This is a genomic window from Roseovarius sp., assembly GCF_965228755.1.
In the GTDB taxonomy this organism is placed as follows: Bacteria; Pseudomonadota; Alphaproteobacteria; order Rhodobacterales; family Rhodobacteraceae; genus Roseovarius.
Genome location: NZ_CBDDIG010000005.1, coordinates 728284 through 742267 on the forward strand (window position 1 = coordinate 728284; position 13984 = coordinate 742267).

Consider the following 13984-nt stretch of genomic DNA (forward strand, 5'->3'; position numbering starts at 1 on the left):
GCCCTTGGGGAAAGTATCAGCCCCCCGTAGGCCGGGCTTCAGCCCGGCACGCAGAGACACACAAACCTGGTAGGCCGGGCTTCAGCCCGGCCCCAGCGGCACCCCAACTGTTACGCCAACTCCCCGTCCGCCCCCAACCGCGTCTTGCCGCGCAGGTACGGATGCAGCGCCTCCGGCAACTCGACCGAGCCGTCTTCCTGCTGCCCGTTCTCCAGCACCGCGATCAGGCACCGCCCCACCGCCAGCCCCGAGCCGTTCAGCGTATGCAGGAATTGCGGCTTGCCGCCATCCGCCGGCTTGAACCGCGCGTTCATCCGCCGCGCCTGGAAATCGCCGCAGACCGAGCAGGACGAAATCTCGCGATACAGGTTCTGCCCCGGCAGCCACACCTCGATATCATGCGTCCGCCGCGCGCCGAACCCCATGTCGCCCGTGCACAGCACGATCGTCCGGTAGGGCAGGCCCAGCCGCTCGAGAATGCCCTGCGCGCAGCCCGTCATCCGGTCCAGCTCCTCGCGGCTCTTCTCGGGATGCGTCACGCTCACCATCTCGACCTTCTCGAACTGGTGCTGCCGCAGCATCCCGGCCGTGTCCTTGCCGGCGCTCCCGGCCTCCGAACGGAAACACTGCGTATGCGCCACGTAGCGCCGGGGCAGGGTGGCTTCCTCCACCGTCAGGCCATTGACGATATTGGTCAGCGTCACCTCCGCCGTCGGCACCAGCCACCAGCCATTCGTCGTCCGGTAGCTGTCCTCGCCGAATTTCGGCAGCTGCCCGGTGCCATACATCATCTCGTCGCGCACCAGCACCGGCGTCCATGTCTCCGACAGGCCGTTCTCCTCGGTGTGCACGTCCAGCATGAACTGCGCCAGCGCCCGGTGAATGCGCGCCACGGCGCCCGACAGCACCACGAAGCGCGAACCGCTGAGCTTCGCCGCCGTCTCGAAATCCATCCCCGGCTTCACGCCGTCGAGCTCGTAATGCTCCCTGGGCTGGAAGTTGAAGCCCCGCGGCTCCCCCCAGCGATGGATTTCCACGTTGTCGGCCTCGTCCTCGCCGTCCGGCACATCCTCCATCGGCAGGTTGGGCAGCGACATCAGAAGGTCGTTGAGCGCGCCGTCCAGCTCCTTTGCCTCGGCCTGCATCGCCGCCACCTCGGCCTTCTTCTCGCCCACGAGCGCCCGCAGCCGCTCGAACTCGGCCTCGTCGCCCTTGGCCTTGGCGGCGCCCACTTCCTTGCTGGCCCGGTTCTGCTCCGCCTGCGCGGTCTCGGCCGCCTGGATCCTCGCCCTGCGTGCCTCATCGGCCTTCAGGATCTCCGACGACGCATCCGACACCCCCCGACGTGCCATGGCGGCGTCGAACTGGGCAGGATTTTCACGGATCGCGCGGATGTCGTGCATCGGACTGGTTCCTTGGATTGATTGAGTCGTGGGTCGGGTTATGCACCAGTTTGCCGCGGAGGTGTAGGGCGGGGTTTCGGCTGGCGCACATCCTCGTCGCACTATCCGCTCCGGGCCTGACCCGGGGCCTCTCACCCCCACCACCCCCCGACACAAACACCGACAAAATACCGACGTTATACCGACGCGATACCGACACCCGTTTCCCGCCTTGCAAATACCCGCCCCCGGACTTAGGTTCCGGCAAAATTTTACGCGGCCAAGGCCGCCTTCAACCGACAAGGAAAGCGCGCATGGAAGCCCTTGGCCAATTCGTCCCCCTCATCCTGATCTTCGCCATCATGTGGTTCCTGCTGATCCGGCCCCAGCAGAAAAAACTCAAGGAACACAAGGCGATGGTCGCCGCTCTTCGCCGTGGCGACCAGGTCGTTACCCAGGGTGGCCTGATCGGCAAGGTCGCCAAGGTCAAGGACGAGGACGAGATCGAGGTCGAGATCGCCCAAGGCGTCAAGGTGCGGGTCGTAAAATCGACCGTGGCACAGGTTCTCTCGAAGACCGAACCGGCCGAATCCTGACCCTGATCTTCGACCTCTATCCTGTTGTAAAGGCTGAATAATGGTACAGATCGACCTGTGGAAGCGCGTTGTCATCTGGGCGGTCGTGGCCCTCGGCCTGTTCATGGCGCTGCCCAACGCGTTCTACCCCCGGGTCGAGTCCCATAACGACGCCGTCGCCGCCATCGAGCGCGGCACCGAGGCGACGCCGGAACTGGCGGAACAGGCCGCCCAATGGCCGGACTGGATGCCCTCCAGCCTCGTCAATCTCGGCCTCGACCTGCGCGGCGGCGCGCATCTGCTGGCCGAGGTGCAGGTGGGGGACGTCTACGAATCCCGGATCGAGGCGATGTGGCCCGAGATCCGCGACGTCCTCCGCGAAGAGCGCGACCGCGTCGGTCCGATCCGGCTGCAACCCATTGAAAACGCGGAGCTTCGTGTCCGCCTCGTCGAGAACCCGGACGAGGCGCAATACGCCGCCTCCGTCGTCCGCGAACTGGCCCGCCCGGTCACCAGCCTCACCGGGGCGGCCGCCAGTGACATCGAGGTCACCACCGACGGTGACGAGATCGTCGTGCGCCTCAGCGAGGCCGAGCAGCGCGCGACCGATGAGCGCACCGTGCGGCAGGCGCTCGAGATCGTCCGCCGCCGGATCGACGAGGTCGGCACCCGCGAACCCACCATCCAGCGGCAGGGCTCGAACCGGATCCTGATCCAGGTGCCCGGCATCGGCAGCGCCGCCGAGCTCAAGGAAATCATCGGCACAACCGCCCAGCTGACCTTCCAGCCGGTGGTCAGCCGCACGTCGAACGCCGAGGAAAGCCCCGGCGCAGGCAATGAAATCCTGCCCTCACTCGACCAGGAGGGCGTTCATTACATACTCGAAAGCGCGCCCGTGGTGACCGGCGAGGAGCTGGTCGACGCGCAGCCCGATTTTGATCAGAACGGCCGCCCGGCGGTCTCGTTCCGGTTCAACCCGTCGGGCGCCCGCAAGTTCGGCGACTACACGGCCGCGAATATCGGCAATCCCTTCGCCATCGTCCTCGACGAGGAGGTGATCAGCGCCCCGGTCATCCAGGCCCATATCGCGGGCGGTTCGGGGATCATCACCGGCGATTTCACCGTCGAGGAAAGCACCAACCTCGCCGTTCTGCTCAGGGCAGGCGCCCTGCCGGCGGGGCTGACGTTCCTCGAGGAACGTACCATCGGCCCCGAGCTGGGCGCCGACAGCATCGAGGCGGGCAAGATCGCCTGTATCGCGGCCTTCGGGCTGGTGCTGGTCTACATGTTCCTGAGCTACGGCATCTTCGGCATTTTTGCCAATATCGCCCTGATCATCAACGTCGGTCTGATCTTCGGCCTGCTGAGTGCCATCGGCGCGACACTGACCCTGCCGGGCATCGCCGGGATCGTGCTGACCATCGGTATGGCGGTCGACGCCAACGTGCTGGTCTTCGAGCGTATCCGCGAGGAAATGGCGACGGCCAAGGGCCCCGCGCGGGCCATCCAGCTTGGCTATGAGCGCGCGCTGAGTGCCATCACCGATGCCAACATCACCACCTTCATGACGGCCGTTATCCTGTTTGCCATGGGCAGCGGGCCGGTCCGGGGGTTCGCCATTACGCTCGGCCTCGGCATCGTGACGTCGGTCTTCACCGCGATCTTCGTGACCCGGCTGATGGTTGTGATGTGGTTCGAGCGCAAGCGGCCCAAGACCGTGCTTCAGGGCCGGGCCCTTCGGCTGGTGCCGAAGCAGACCAACTGGGATTTCTTCCGCCGCTGGAAGTTGTCGCTGGGCGTCTCGGCGGTGCTGATCCTGCTGGCGCTGGGGTCCTTCGGGCTGCAGGGGCTGAATTTCGGGATCGACTTCCGCGGCGGCACCACCATCCGCACGCAGAGCGAGCAGCCCATCGATATCGGCGAGTATCGCGACGCCATCCAGCAGCTGGAACTCGGCGACATCTCGATCACCGAGGTCTTCGACCCGACCTTCGGGCCGGAGCAGAACGTCGCCATGATCCGCATCCAGGCACAGGACGACCAGGAAAGCGTCTCGGCCCAGACCATCCAGACCGTCGAGGCGGCGCTGCAGGAGGTCGTGCCGGATATCGAGTTCACCTCGGTCGAAAGCGTCGGGCCGAAAGTGTCGGGCGAGTTGATCCAGACCGCCGTGATCGCGGTGCTTTTGGCAATCGGGGCGGTGCTGATCTACATCTGGCTCAGGTTCGAATGGCAATTCGCGCTGGGGGCGGTGGCCGCGCTGGTGCATGACGTGGTGCTGACCATCGGCATATTCTCGGAGCTGCAGATACAGTTCGACCTGGCCATCATCGCGGCCCTTCTGACCATCGTCGGCTACTCGCTCAACGACACCGTGGTCGTCTTCGACCGGGTGCGCGAGAACCTGCGGAAATACAAGAAGAAGGCGCTGAGCGAGGTGCTCAACATCTCGATCAATGAAACCCTCAGCCGGACGATGATGACCTCGGTGACCACTTTGCTGGCGCTGGTGGCGCTCTTCATCCTGGGCGGTGACGTGATCCGCGGCTTCGTCTTCGCGATGATCTGGGGCGTGATCGTGGGCACCTATTCGTCGATCTTCGTGGCCAGCACCATCCTTCTGTGGCTGGGGGTCAAGCGCGACTGGTCGAAGCCCGACAAGGGCGCCGGCACGCAGTTCGCCGACGTGGATGCCTGAGGCACTGACCCACGCCCTGGCGACGCCGGGGCTGGTCTGGCTGATCTGTGCCATCGGTGTCGCCGGTATCGTGCGGGGGTTCTCGGGCTTCGGCACGGCGCTGATCTTCGTGCCAGTGGCCAACATCTTTCTCGATCCGAAGACCGTCGTTGCGATCATCGCCCTGACGGGGATTGCCTGCAACGCCGTGGTTCTGCCGCGTGCCTGGCAGCAGGGCAGCCGGGGGGAAGTGGGCCGCCTTGTCGTGGCGGCGCTGCTGACCGTTCCGGTGGGGCTTTGGCTTCTGGATGTGCTGGACAAGACAACGGTGCGCTGGGTCGTCACCCTGGTGGCGGGGGGCATGCTGGCGGCACTTGTGGCCGGCTGGCGGTTCTCGGGCGTGGTGTCGAAACCGATGCTGTTCGTGATCGGGGCGGCGGCGGGACTTATCGGTGGCATGACCGGGCTGACCGGGCCGGTGGTGATTCTGTTCTACCTGGCAGGGCAGGCGGTGGCGCAATCGGTGCGGGCCAACACGATCCTGTTCCTGGCCGCGCTCGACGTGGTGATCCTGGTGACGCTGTTCGTGAAGGGCGACGTGACCCTCTATATCGTCCTGATGGCGGCGATCCTGTCGCTGCCCTACGCGGCGACGACAATGCTGGGCCAGTCGCTGTTTGACCCGAAACACGAACGGCTTTACCGCTGGGCCGCCTACGGGGTGATCGCGCTGGCGGTTGTCAGCGGGTTGCCCGTCTGGAACAATGGGGCCTGACATGCAACTGAACGAGATGAGTTTCGACGGCGCCACCCCGATCGAGGGGTACGGGCCGGGTTTCTTCCGCATCGGCGGGCAGGCCTTCGAGGGCGGCGTGCTGGTCACGGCACGGGGCGCCAGAAGCTGGGGCGGGTACGAGGATACCGGGCCACTGCTGGCGCTGAAGGACGATGTGGACGTGATCTTCGTGGGCACCGGGGCGGAAACCGGGCATATCCCGTCCGAGCTTCGCCAGTCGCTCGAGGCGGCAGGACTGGGGGTCGAGGCGATGAACTCGCCCGCCGCGTGCCGCACCTACAACGTGTTGCTGTCCGAGGGCCGCCGGGTCGCCCTTGCAGTGCTCCCGGTATGAGGCGCGCCCGCTGACGCCTGCCCTCGCTGTTCGTGACGGCACGAGAACTCCGTCTTTCCCACCCGATGCCTATGCGCTAAGGGGTGGCCATGAGCCTTGAGGTCAACGATCTGTCGATCGCACGTGGCGGCGTGCGGGTGCTGGAGGGGGTGAGCTTTACCCTCGCGCCGGGCCGGGCGCTCGTGTTGCGCGGGCCGAACGGGATCGGCAAGACCACGTTGCTGCGCACCGTGGCCGGGCTTCAGCCGCCGGTGAGCGGCGCGGTTCAGGTGGAGCCCGAAAACCTTGTCTATGCGGGCCATGCCGACGGAATCAAGGCCACGCTGACCGTAGCGGAGAACCTGAGCTTCTGGGCGCAGGTCTTTGGCAGGAAAGACATTTCCCCGGCATTGAAGGCGTTCGACCTGGACCCGCTGGCGGCCCGCGCGGCGGGAATGCTGTCGGCGGGCCAGAAACGCCGTCTGGGCCTCGCGCGGCTGCTGGTGACAGGCCGGCCGATCTGGGTTCTGGACGAGCCGACCGTGTCGCTCGACCGGGACGCCGTGGCGATGTTTGCGCGGGCCGTGGGCGTACATCTGGCGGGGGGCGGTACGGCGCTGCTGGCCACCCATATCGAACTGGGGCTGGAGGAGGCCGAGACGCTTGAACTCGCGCACTATCGCGCCCGGGCGGCCGAGGTGGACGATTTCGACGAGGCCTTCCTGTGATCGCGCTGCTGCTTCGTGACCTGCGCCTTGCGATGCGGGCGGGCGGGGGCTTTGGCCTCGGCCTTGCCTTCTTCCTGATCGTTGTCACACTTGTCCCGTTCGGCGTTGGCCCGCAGGGCGCTCTATTGGCCAGGATCGCGCCGGGCATCCTGTGGCTCGGGGCGCTGCTGGCCTGCCTGCTGTCGCTCGACCGGGTCCTGGCGCTCGACTGGGAGGATGGCAGCCTCGACCTGCTGGCGACCGCGCCCTTGCCGATGGAGGCCGTGGTGAGCGTCAAGGCACTGGCGCACTGGCTGAGCACGGGGTTGCCGCTGGTGCTGGCGACGCCGGTCTTCGGGCTGCTTTTGAGCCTGCCGTCAACGGGTTACGCGCCGCTCCTGGTGTCGCTGCTGCTGGGCACGCCGGCGCTGTCGGTGATCGGCACGTTCGGTGCCGCACTGACAGTGGGGCTCAAGCGCGGCGGGCTTCTGCTGTCGCTGCTGGTGCTGCCGCTTTACGTGCCGACGCTGATTTTCGGCGCGGAGGTGGCGCGGCGGGGCGCCGACGGGCTCGACTACACGACGCCGTTGCTGATGCTGGCTGGGATCACCTGCGGCACGATCGCGCTTTTGCCTTTCGCGTCGGCTGCGGTATTGAAGGTCAATCTGAGGTAGGCGGCGGGAATCGGCGATGACTCTCAACAGGCTATGGGCATATGCCAACCCGAAGAAGTTCATCGAGACCACCGACAGGGTGTTGCCCGCGGTGTCGATGCTGGCCATGCTGTGCCTTGTCGTCGGGCTGGTCTGGGGATTCTTCTTCACGCCCGACGACTACCGGCAGGGCTCGACCGTGAAGATCATCTACATCCACGTGCCGAGCGCCCTGATGGCGATCAACGCGTGGCTGATGATGCTGGTGACCTCGCTGATCTGGATCGTGCGGCGGCACCACGTGAGCGCGCTGGCGGCGCGGGCGGCGGCGCCGGTGGGCATGGTGATGACGGTGATCGCGCTGCTGACCGGGGCGATCTGGGGCCAGCCGATGTGGGGCACGTGGTGGGCGTGGGATCCGCGGCTGACCTCCTTCCTGATCCTGTTCATTTTCTACCTTGGCTATATCGCGCTGTGGGAGGCGATCGAGAACGATGACACGGCGGCCGACCTGACCTCGATCCTGTGTCTTGTCGGCTCGGTCTTCGCGCTGCTCAGCCGGTATGCGGTGAATTTCTGGAACCAGGGCCTGCACCAGGGGGCGTCGCTCAGCCTCGACAAGGAAGAGAACGTGGCGGACGTGTTCTATTACCCGCTGCTGGTGGCCATCGCGGGGTTCGTGCTGTTGTTCGTGGCGCTGGTGCTGTTGCGGACGCGGACGGAAATTCGGGCCCGGCGGATGCGGGCCCTGCTGGCGCGGGAGCGGATGGGATGATGCCTGACCTCGGGAAATATGCCGAGACGGTGCTGTCGGCCTACGCGGTGTCGCTGGTGCTGATCGTGGTGCTTGTGCTGGTCAGCCTGCGCCGCGGGCGCAAGGTGAAGGCCGAGCTGGAAGCTGTTGAAAAGAAAGTCGGAAAGAATGGCTAAGGTGTCGCCCCTGATGATCGCGCCGCCGGTGATTTTCGCCGCGCTGGCCGCGCTGTTCTATTTCGGGATGCAGCGGGAGAATCCCGACGATCTGCCCTCGACCTTCATCGGGCGGGAGGCGCCGCCGGTGCCCGAGGCAAGCCTGGAGGGCCGGACGAATTTCACCGATGCCGACCTGCGGGAGGGGAAGGTGACGGTGGTGAACTTCTGGGCCAGCTGGTGCCCGCCCTGCCGGGCCGAGCATCCCACGCTGCACCGGTTGGCCGAGGAAGGCATCCAGCTCTACGGCGTCAACTTCAAGGACGAGGCGGAGCAGGCGATCCGTTATCTCGACGATGACGGCAACCCATTCCTCGGCATTGCCTTTGATCCCAAGGGGCGCACGGCGATCGACTGGGGGGTCACGGCGCCGCCGGAAACCTTCATCATCGGGGGCGACGGCACGGTGCTTTACAAGTTCATCGGGCCCCTGGTGGGCAGCGATTACGAGCAGCGGTTCCGCCCGGAGCTGGAGAAGGCACTGGAGGCCGCGCGGTGAGCACGCCCGCACCGAGACTTGAGGTCAGGCATCTCGTGCGGCGCTATGGCGGGCGCGTGGTGGTCGACGACGTGTCGCTGCACGTGGAGCCGGGGCAGGTGACCTGCCTGCTGGGGCCGTCGGGCTGTGGCAAGTCGACGACGCTGCGGATGATCGCCGGGGTCGAGATGCAGGATGCGGGCGAGATCCATGTCGACGGCAAGCTGATCTGCGACACGGTGTTCCGGGTGCCACCGGAGCGGCGGAATATTGGCCTTATGTTTCAAGACTTTGCGTTGTTTCCGCACCTGAAGGTGGGGGAGAACGTGGCGTTCGGGCTGTCGGGGGACAAGGCCGCGATGGCGCGGCGGGTGGGCGAGCTGCTGGAACGGGTGGGGCTGGCGGATTACGAGAACGCCTATCCTCACGAGCTGTCGGGAGGTGAGCAGCAGCGCGTGGCGCTGGCGCGGGCGCTGGCGCCGGGGCCGTCGATCATGCTGATGGACGAGCCGTTTTCCGGGCTCGACAACCGGCTGCGCGACGGCATCCGGGACGAGACGCTGGAGATCCTGCGGGAGCAGGACACCGCCGTTCTGCTGGTCACGCACGAGCCGGAGGAAGCGATGCGCATGGCCGACAACATCGCGCTGATGCGCGATGGGCGGATCGTGCAGGAGGGGGCGCCCTACAATATCTACAACGCCCCCGCCGATCGGGATGCGGTGGCTTTCTTCAGCGATATCAACGTGATCCGGGGTAAAGTTGAAGGATCCCTGGTGCAGACGCCGTTCGGCCAGTTCCTGGCGCCTGGCGCACATGAAGGCCACGAGGTCGAGATCGTCATCCGGCCCCAGCACGTCAAGATCGACTTCGACCGCAGCGGACGGGGCCCTGACCCGACGATCGAGTATGGCACCCCGGCGCGGGGGGTGGTCAAGCGGGCAAGGTTCATGGGGTCGGAGAGCCTTGTGGAGTTCCGGATGGACCATGACGGATCGGTCTTTCGGGTGACGGTGCCGAACGTGTTCCTGCCCGCGGCGGGCAAGGTGATGTGGCTGATGATCCGGCGGGACAAGTGTTTCCTGTTCCCGGTCAAGAAGGGCGGCAGGGCCTGAGTTAACAGGGGTTTCGGCCTGAAACGGCGTGTCGGTATCGCGTCGGTATAACGTCGGTATTTTGTCGGTGTTTTTTACCGAAATCCTTTAGTTTCAATTGGTTAACGCACCGGACGTTGCGGTGTGGCGGGTCCGGTGGCGCGAGGTCCCGGCTCGGCGGCCGGGACGGGGGTGAGTGGTGGGTTTCACCCACCCTACGGCTCGTCCTCGGGCACCAGCAGTTTGATCTCGCCGGCGGCTTCCAGCGTGCGGATGGTGTTGATCACGGCGGTCATCGCGGCCTCGCCATCCTTGGCCGAGACTTTGCCCTGTTCCTCGATCTCGTCGCGCAGGGCGTCGCCCATGCGTTTCGACAGGCTGTCGAGGAGGAAGTTGGCGGCCAGCACCAGATCCTCGTCCTCCGAGGCCAGCGCGGCGGCCAGCGCCGGGGCGAGATCCTGGCGGGGCATGTCGCGGGTGATGGCGGGCACGTCGAGCGGATTGATCCGGTCGGGGATGTTGGCAAAGGTGAAGATCGCCTTGCGCACGAGGCGGGCGAAGTCAAGATCGGTTTCCTCGAGCCCCGTGAGCACGTCGTCGCGGGTGGCGGCCTGCGAGTAGTTGAGGATGGCGCCGACCCGTTCCACCGGGCCGTTCTCAAAAGCGGTGGGGGGCACCTGGTGCAGCTGGGCGGCGAGCGACAGGCCGATCCGGTCGACGGCATCGGGGGTCGCGGCCTCGGTCTGCGAGACGGCGTAGGTGATGCGTCGGGCCACGGGACCGGGCAGGCGGCCGAGCAATTCGGCCGCGCGGGTGACGTCGAGCTTCGAGAGCAGGATCGCCGCCACTTCGGTGCTTTCGGATTGCAGGATTTTCAGAAGATGTTCGGCCCCGGCGTTGCAGACCTGTTGCCAAGGGTCGCCGAACTGGCGCACGCCGGCCTCCTTCCGGAGGCGGGCGGCGGTCTGGCTGCTGATCCGGCCGTCGAGGGCGGATAACGCCCCGGCGACGCCGCGCGGGAAGGTGAGGCCCATCGCCTCCAACTCCTCCGAGAACTCGGCGACTACGTCGGTGAGCGTGGTCCGGTCGACATAGCGCATCGAGCCCATTTGGGTCGTGAGCTCGGCCTGCAGCCCCTCCGGCAGGTCGGTGAGCGGCACGTCTGCCCCTTCATTGAGCAGGAAGCGGACGATGATGGCAGCTTTCTGCCGACGGGTCAGCCGCGCGGCGGCGGAGCCGGCGGCCGAACCGGGGCCGGAGGGCAGGGCGAGGCGCGCAAGGTCGGTGGAGGACATACCGATTCCCGAACTGGTGACGGCGTGACACTAGGCCGGGAAGGTGAACAAAGGTCTAAGGCAAAACAGGCGGCCCGAGGCCGCCCGTTGCATTCGGATATGGGCCGCGATCAGCTTGTCGTGGGCACGCAGGACTTGGATTCGGAGTCGTAGGTGGTGCCTTCGGCGCAGCTCATGGCCTGCTGTTCATGGTAGGTGCAGCCGGCATAGGCCGAGACGGCCGATGCGAGGGTGAGGGCGGCGGCTGTCAGAATGGTCTTCACTTGCATGGTGTACCTTTCCTGTTCGAATGGGTGGATCATAACATAGATCGCCTTTCCGCGGGGTCACATTTTGCGGGGGCTAGTAGCTGTAGGTCACGCCGGTCATGATCGCCTGCCGGAGGGAAGTTTCCGACCAGGTGCCGCTGCCGCCATGTGCCGCGATTTCGAGCAGTTGCTGCCGGGCGCCGACGAGGTCGCCGGTTTCGACGAGGGCCTGGCCCATGTAGGAGCGGGCGGCGATGTTGCCGGGGTTCCTTGCCAGCGCGGCCCTGTAGAAGCGCATGCCTTCGTCCATGTCGCCCAGCTTGCGGGTGGTGAAGCCCCAGTAGGTGAGTACGCGGTCCTCGGACTGGTCGGACATGGCCGAGAGGGCGGCCTGGGCGTTCTCGTGCTGGCCGGCGTAGGCGAATTCGCGGACCGCGCCGTAGAGCGTGTCGTCGTCCAGCGCGCCGCTTTGCGGGTTGACGCAGCGCCCGGTGCGCTTGTCCCAGACCTGGCCGTTGGTGCAGGTCTGGGTGGTGGGCGAGGGCTTGGGTGGGTCGTCGTCGAACCGGTCCTTGGCGAGGGCCGTGCCCGGGATCAGGGTGGCGGCGAGGATTATGGCGCGTAGCATGGCAACTCCCTGTGATCGGTGTTGCCCCTAGCTACGCAGCCGCGCGGGAAACAGTTGCAAAATACCCGGCCCGATCACGGGGTTGTGAGGTCAGCTTTCGCCGAAGACCCGGCGGAAGATCGTGTCGACATGCTTGGTGTGGTAGTCCATGTCGAACTTTTCCTCGATCTGCTCGGGGCTCAGGGCGGCGCAGACTTCGGCGTCGGCGAGAAGCTCTTCCTTGAAGTCGGTGCGGTGTTCCCAGACCTTGAGCGCGTTGCGCTGGACCATGGCGTAGGCATCCTCGCGGCTGACGCCGGCTTGCGTCAGGGCCAGCAGGACGCGTTGGGACATGACGAGGCCCGGGAACTTGTTCATGTTCTCGAGCATGTTTTCCGGGAAGATGATCATCTTGTCGACCACGCCCGTGAGGCGGGCCAGCGCAAAGTCGAGGGTGACGGTGGCGTCGGGGCCGATCATCCGCTCGACCGAGGAGTGCGAGATGTCGCGCTCGTGCCAGAGGGCCACGTTTTCCATCGCCGGGATCACCGACATGCGCACGAGGCGGGCGAGGCCGGTGAGGTTCTCGGTCAGCACGGGGTTCTTCTTGTGCGGCATGGCCGAGGAGCCCTTCTGGCCCATCGAGAAGAACTCGGCCCCTTCCAGAACCTCGGTGCGCTGCATGTGGCGGATCTCGATCGCGACATTCTCGACCGAGGAGGCGATGACGCCCAGCGTGGCGAAGAAGGCGGCGTGGCGGTCGCGCGGGATGACCTGCGTGCTGATGGGCTCGGGCTTGAGGCCGAGCTTGGCGCAGACATGCTCTTCGACGGCCGGGTCGATATTGGCGAAGGTGCCGACGGCGCCCGAGATGGCGCCGGTGGCGATTTCCTCGCGGGCGGTGCGCAGGCGGGTGAGGTTGCGCTCCATCTCGGCGTAGAAGCGGGCGAAGGTGAGGCCCATGGTGGTGGGCTCGGCATGGATGCCGTGGGAGCGGCCGACGCGGAGGGTCATCTTGTGCTCGAAGGCGCGGCGCTTGAGGGCGGCGAGCAGGCCTTCGAGGTCGGCGATCAGGATGTCGGCGGCGCGGGTGAGCTGGATGTTGAAGCAGGTATCCAGCACGTCCGAGGAGGTCATGCCCTGGTGGACGAAGCGGGCCTCGTCGGAGCCCACGTGTTCGGCGAGGTGGGTGAGGAAGGCGATGACGTCATGCTTGGTCACGGCCTCGATCTCGTCGATGCGGGCGACGTCGAACTCGACATCGTTGGCTTTCCAGACGGCCTCGGCATTTTCCCGCGGGATGACGCCCAGGTCGGCCATGGCGTCACAGGCATGGGCCTCGATCTCGTACCAGATGCGGAACTTGGTGGCGGGGTCCCAGATCTGGACCATGTCGGGGCGGGAATAGCGGGGAATCATGCTGGACGGTTTTCCGGTTTGAATGGGCTGTCGCGGGGGGTTTAGACTTATGCGTGCCGGGCAGCAAGGCGGGAGCGGGTGCGTGGGACTTGGGCTGAATGATTTCGAGGGCGTGTGGCAGGTGGAGCGGCGGATCGATAATGCCGCGGGGCCGGATGCGCGGTTCGAGGGGGTGGCGCGGTTCGAGCGGGATGGCGCGGGGCTGGTCTATGCCGAGGCGGGGGAGTTGCGGCTGGCGGGGCAGGCGCCGATCCGGGGGGAGCGGCGGTATTTGTGGCGGGAGGAAGAGGACGGGAGGATCGCGGTGTTCTTCGATGACGGGCGCGATTTTCACCGGTTCGATCCGGGGGCGGAGGCGCCGGGGGACCGGCATCATTGCGCGCCGGATGTGTATGACGTGGCCTATGATTTTCGGGAGTGGCCGGAGTGGGAGAGCCGCTGGCGTGTGGCGGGGCCGCGGAAGGATTACGCGATGGTGTCGCGGTATCGGCGGTGAGTGGAGGCGGGAAGGGGGGCTTTGCGTTTTGTGTGAGAATGTCGGCTTTGCGGGTCGGAATGGTCCGTGAACTCCGCCGTTGAGAAGCCGCGCATCGACGGGCCGTGGTGCGGCGAACCAACGATGGTAGCTGCCACTTTATCCCTGCCAAGCACGTCGAACCCACGAGCGTGGCACTCCAACTGCCAAATCGCCGTGCCGTCGGGGCGGCCCGTCGATGCGCGGCGGGCTTCGCCCTGGATTCCGCGCAGGCGCTTCATCGGTAGGTCGATTTG

Annotated in this window: 16 protein-coding genes; 11 read left to right on the forward strand and 5 right to left on the reverse strand. The window is 66.2% G+C overall.

Annotated features, from left to right (window positions below; genetic code table 11):
- Positions 1-110: 110 nt before the first annotated feature.
- Positions 111-1403: a serine--tRNA ligase gene (gene serS / locus ACO07J_RS06930; protein ID WP_422027583.1), complete on the reverse strand. Its 1293-nt coding sequence runs from the start codon at positions 1401-1403 to the stop codon at positions 111-113.
- A gap of 293 nt (positions 1404-1696) precedes the next feature.
- On the opposite strand from serS, the gene yajC reads away from it, so the two are divergent.
- The 10 genes from yajC (at position 1697) to ACO07J_RS06980 (ending at position 9665) form a co-directional block, all read left to right on the forward strand.
- On the forward strand, positions 1697-1978 hold the full coding sequence (gene yajC, locus ACO07J_RS06935) for a preprotein translocase subunit YajC (RefSeq protein ID WP_300892342.1): 282 nt from the start codon (positions 1697-1699) through the stop codon (positions 1976-1978).
- Positions 1979-2018: 40 nt separating this feature from the next.
- Positions 2019-4655 (forward strand): protein translocase subunit SecD, encoded by a 2637-nt coding sequence (gene secD, locus ACO07J_RS06940; protein WP_422027586.1) that lies wholly within the window; start codon positions 2019-2021, stop codon positions 4653-4655.
- Positions 4648-5409, forward strand: coding sequence for a TSUP family transporter (locus tag ACO07J_RS06945; protein ID WP_422027588.1), 762 nt, complete (start codon positions 4648-4650; stop codon positions 5407-5409). Before secD ends, ACO07J_RS06945 begins: the two co-directional genes overlap by 8 nt.
- A 1-nt stretch (position 5410) precedes the next feature.
- The gene (locus ACO07J_RS06950; RefSeq protein WP_422027590.1) at positions 5411-5764 is read left to right on the forward strand and encodes an Mth938-like domain-containing protein; all 354 of its coding nucleotides are present in this window, start codon (positions 5411-5413) and stop codon (positions 5762-5764) included.
- 89 nt (positions 5765-5853) lie between these two features.
- Positions 5854-6471, forward strand: coding sequence for a heme ABC exporter ATP-binding protein CcmA (gene ccmA, locus ACO07J_RS06955; RefSeq protein WP_422027592.1), 618 nt, complete (start codon positions 5854-5856; stop codon positions 6469-6471).
- Positions 6468-7124 carry a heme exporter protein CcmB gene (ccmB, locus tag ACO07J_RS06960; protein ID WP_422027594.1) on the forward strand — a complete coding sequence of 219 codons (657 nt, stop codon included), beginning with the start codon at positions 6468-6470 and terminating at the stop codon, positions 7122-7124. The genes ccmA and ccmB overlap by 4 nt, the downstream gene beginning before the upstream one ends.
- A gap of 16 nt (positions 7125-7140) precedes the next feature.
- A complete protein-coding gene (locus ACO07J_RS06965) occupies positions 7141-7878 on the forward strand; it encodes a heme ABC transporter permease (RefSeq protein WP_422027596.1) in 738 nt (245 codons plus the stop codon).
- A complete protein-coding gene (ccmD, locus tag ACO07J_RS06970; RefSeq protein WP_422027598.1) occupies positions 7875-8033 on the forward strand; it encodes a heme exporter protein CcmD in 159 nt (52 codons plus the stop codon). Before ACO07J_RS06965 ends, ccmD begins: the two co-directional genes overlap by 4 nt.
- The gene (locus ACO07J_RS06975; protein ID WP_422027600.1) at positions 8026-8571 is read left to right on the forward strand and encodes a DsbE family thiol:disulfide interchange protein; all 546 of its coding nucleotides are present in this window, start codon (positions 8026-8028) and stop codon (positions 8569-8571) included. The genes ccmD and ACO07J_RS06975 overlap by 8 nt, the downstream gene beginning before the upstream one ends.
- Entirely contained in the window at positions 8568-9665 is a 1098-nt protein-coding gene (locus tag ACO07J_RS06980) for an ABC transporter ATP-binding protein (protein ID WP_422027602.1), read from the forward strand. Before ACO07J_RS06975 ends, ACO07J_RS06980 begins: the two co-directional genes overlap by 4 nt.
- A 194-nt stretch (positions 9666-9859) precedes the next feature.
- Here ACO07J_RS06980 and ACO07J_RS06985 read toward each other — a convergent pair whose 3' ends face one another.
- From ACO07J_RS06985 to purB, 4 genes are all read right to left on the reverse strand, one after another.
- Positions 9860-10939 (reverse strand): flagellar motor switch protein FliG, encoded by a 1080-nt coding sequence (locus ACO07J_RS06985; RefSeq protein ID WP_422027604.1) that lies wholly within the window; start codon positions 10937-10939, stop codon positions 9860-9862.
- 110 nt (positions 10940-11049) lie between these two features.
- Complete coding sequence (locus ACO07J_RS06990; protein ID WP_422027606.1) at positions 11050-11208, reverse strand: chitin-binding domain-containing protein; 159 nt, start codon at positions 11206-11208, stop codon at positions 11050-11052.
- A 73-nt stretch (positions 11209-11281) separates the two neighbouring features.
- Positions 11282-11815 (reverse strand): tetratricopeptide repeat protein, encoded by a 534-nt coding sequence (locus ACO07J_RS06995; RefSeq protein ID WP_422027608.1) that lies wholly within the window; start codon positions 11813-11815, stop codon positions 11282-11284.
- Between the two features lie 90 nt (positions 11816-11905).
- Positions 11906-13213 (reverse strand): adenylosuccinate lyase, encoded by a 1308-nt coding sequence (gene purB, locus ACO07J_RS07000; protein WP_422027610.1) that lies wholly within the window; start codon positions 13211-13213, stop codon positions 11906-11908.
- 82 nt (positions 13214-13295) lie between these two features.
- On the opposite strand from purB, the gene ACO07J_RS07005 reads away from it, so the two are divergent.
- On the forward strand, positions 13296-13709 hold the full coding sequence (locus ACO07J_RS07005) for a DUF6314 family protein (protein ID WP_422027612.1): 414 nt from the start codon (positions 13296-13298) through the stop codon (positions 13707-13709).
- The last annotated feature ends 275 nt before the right edge of the window (positions 13710-13984 follow it).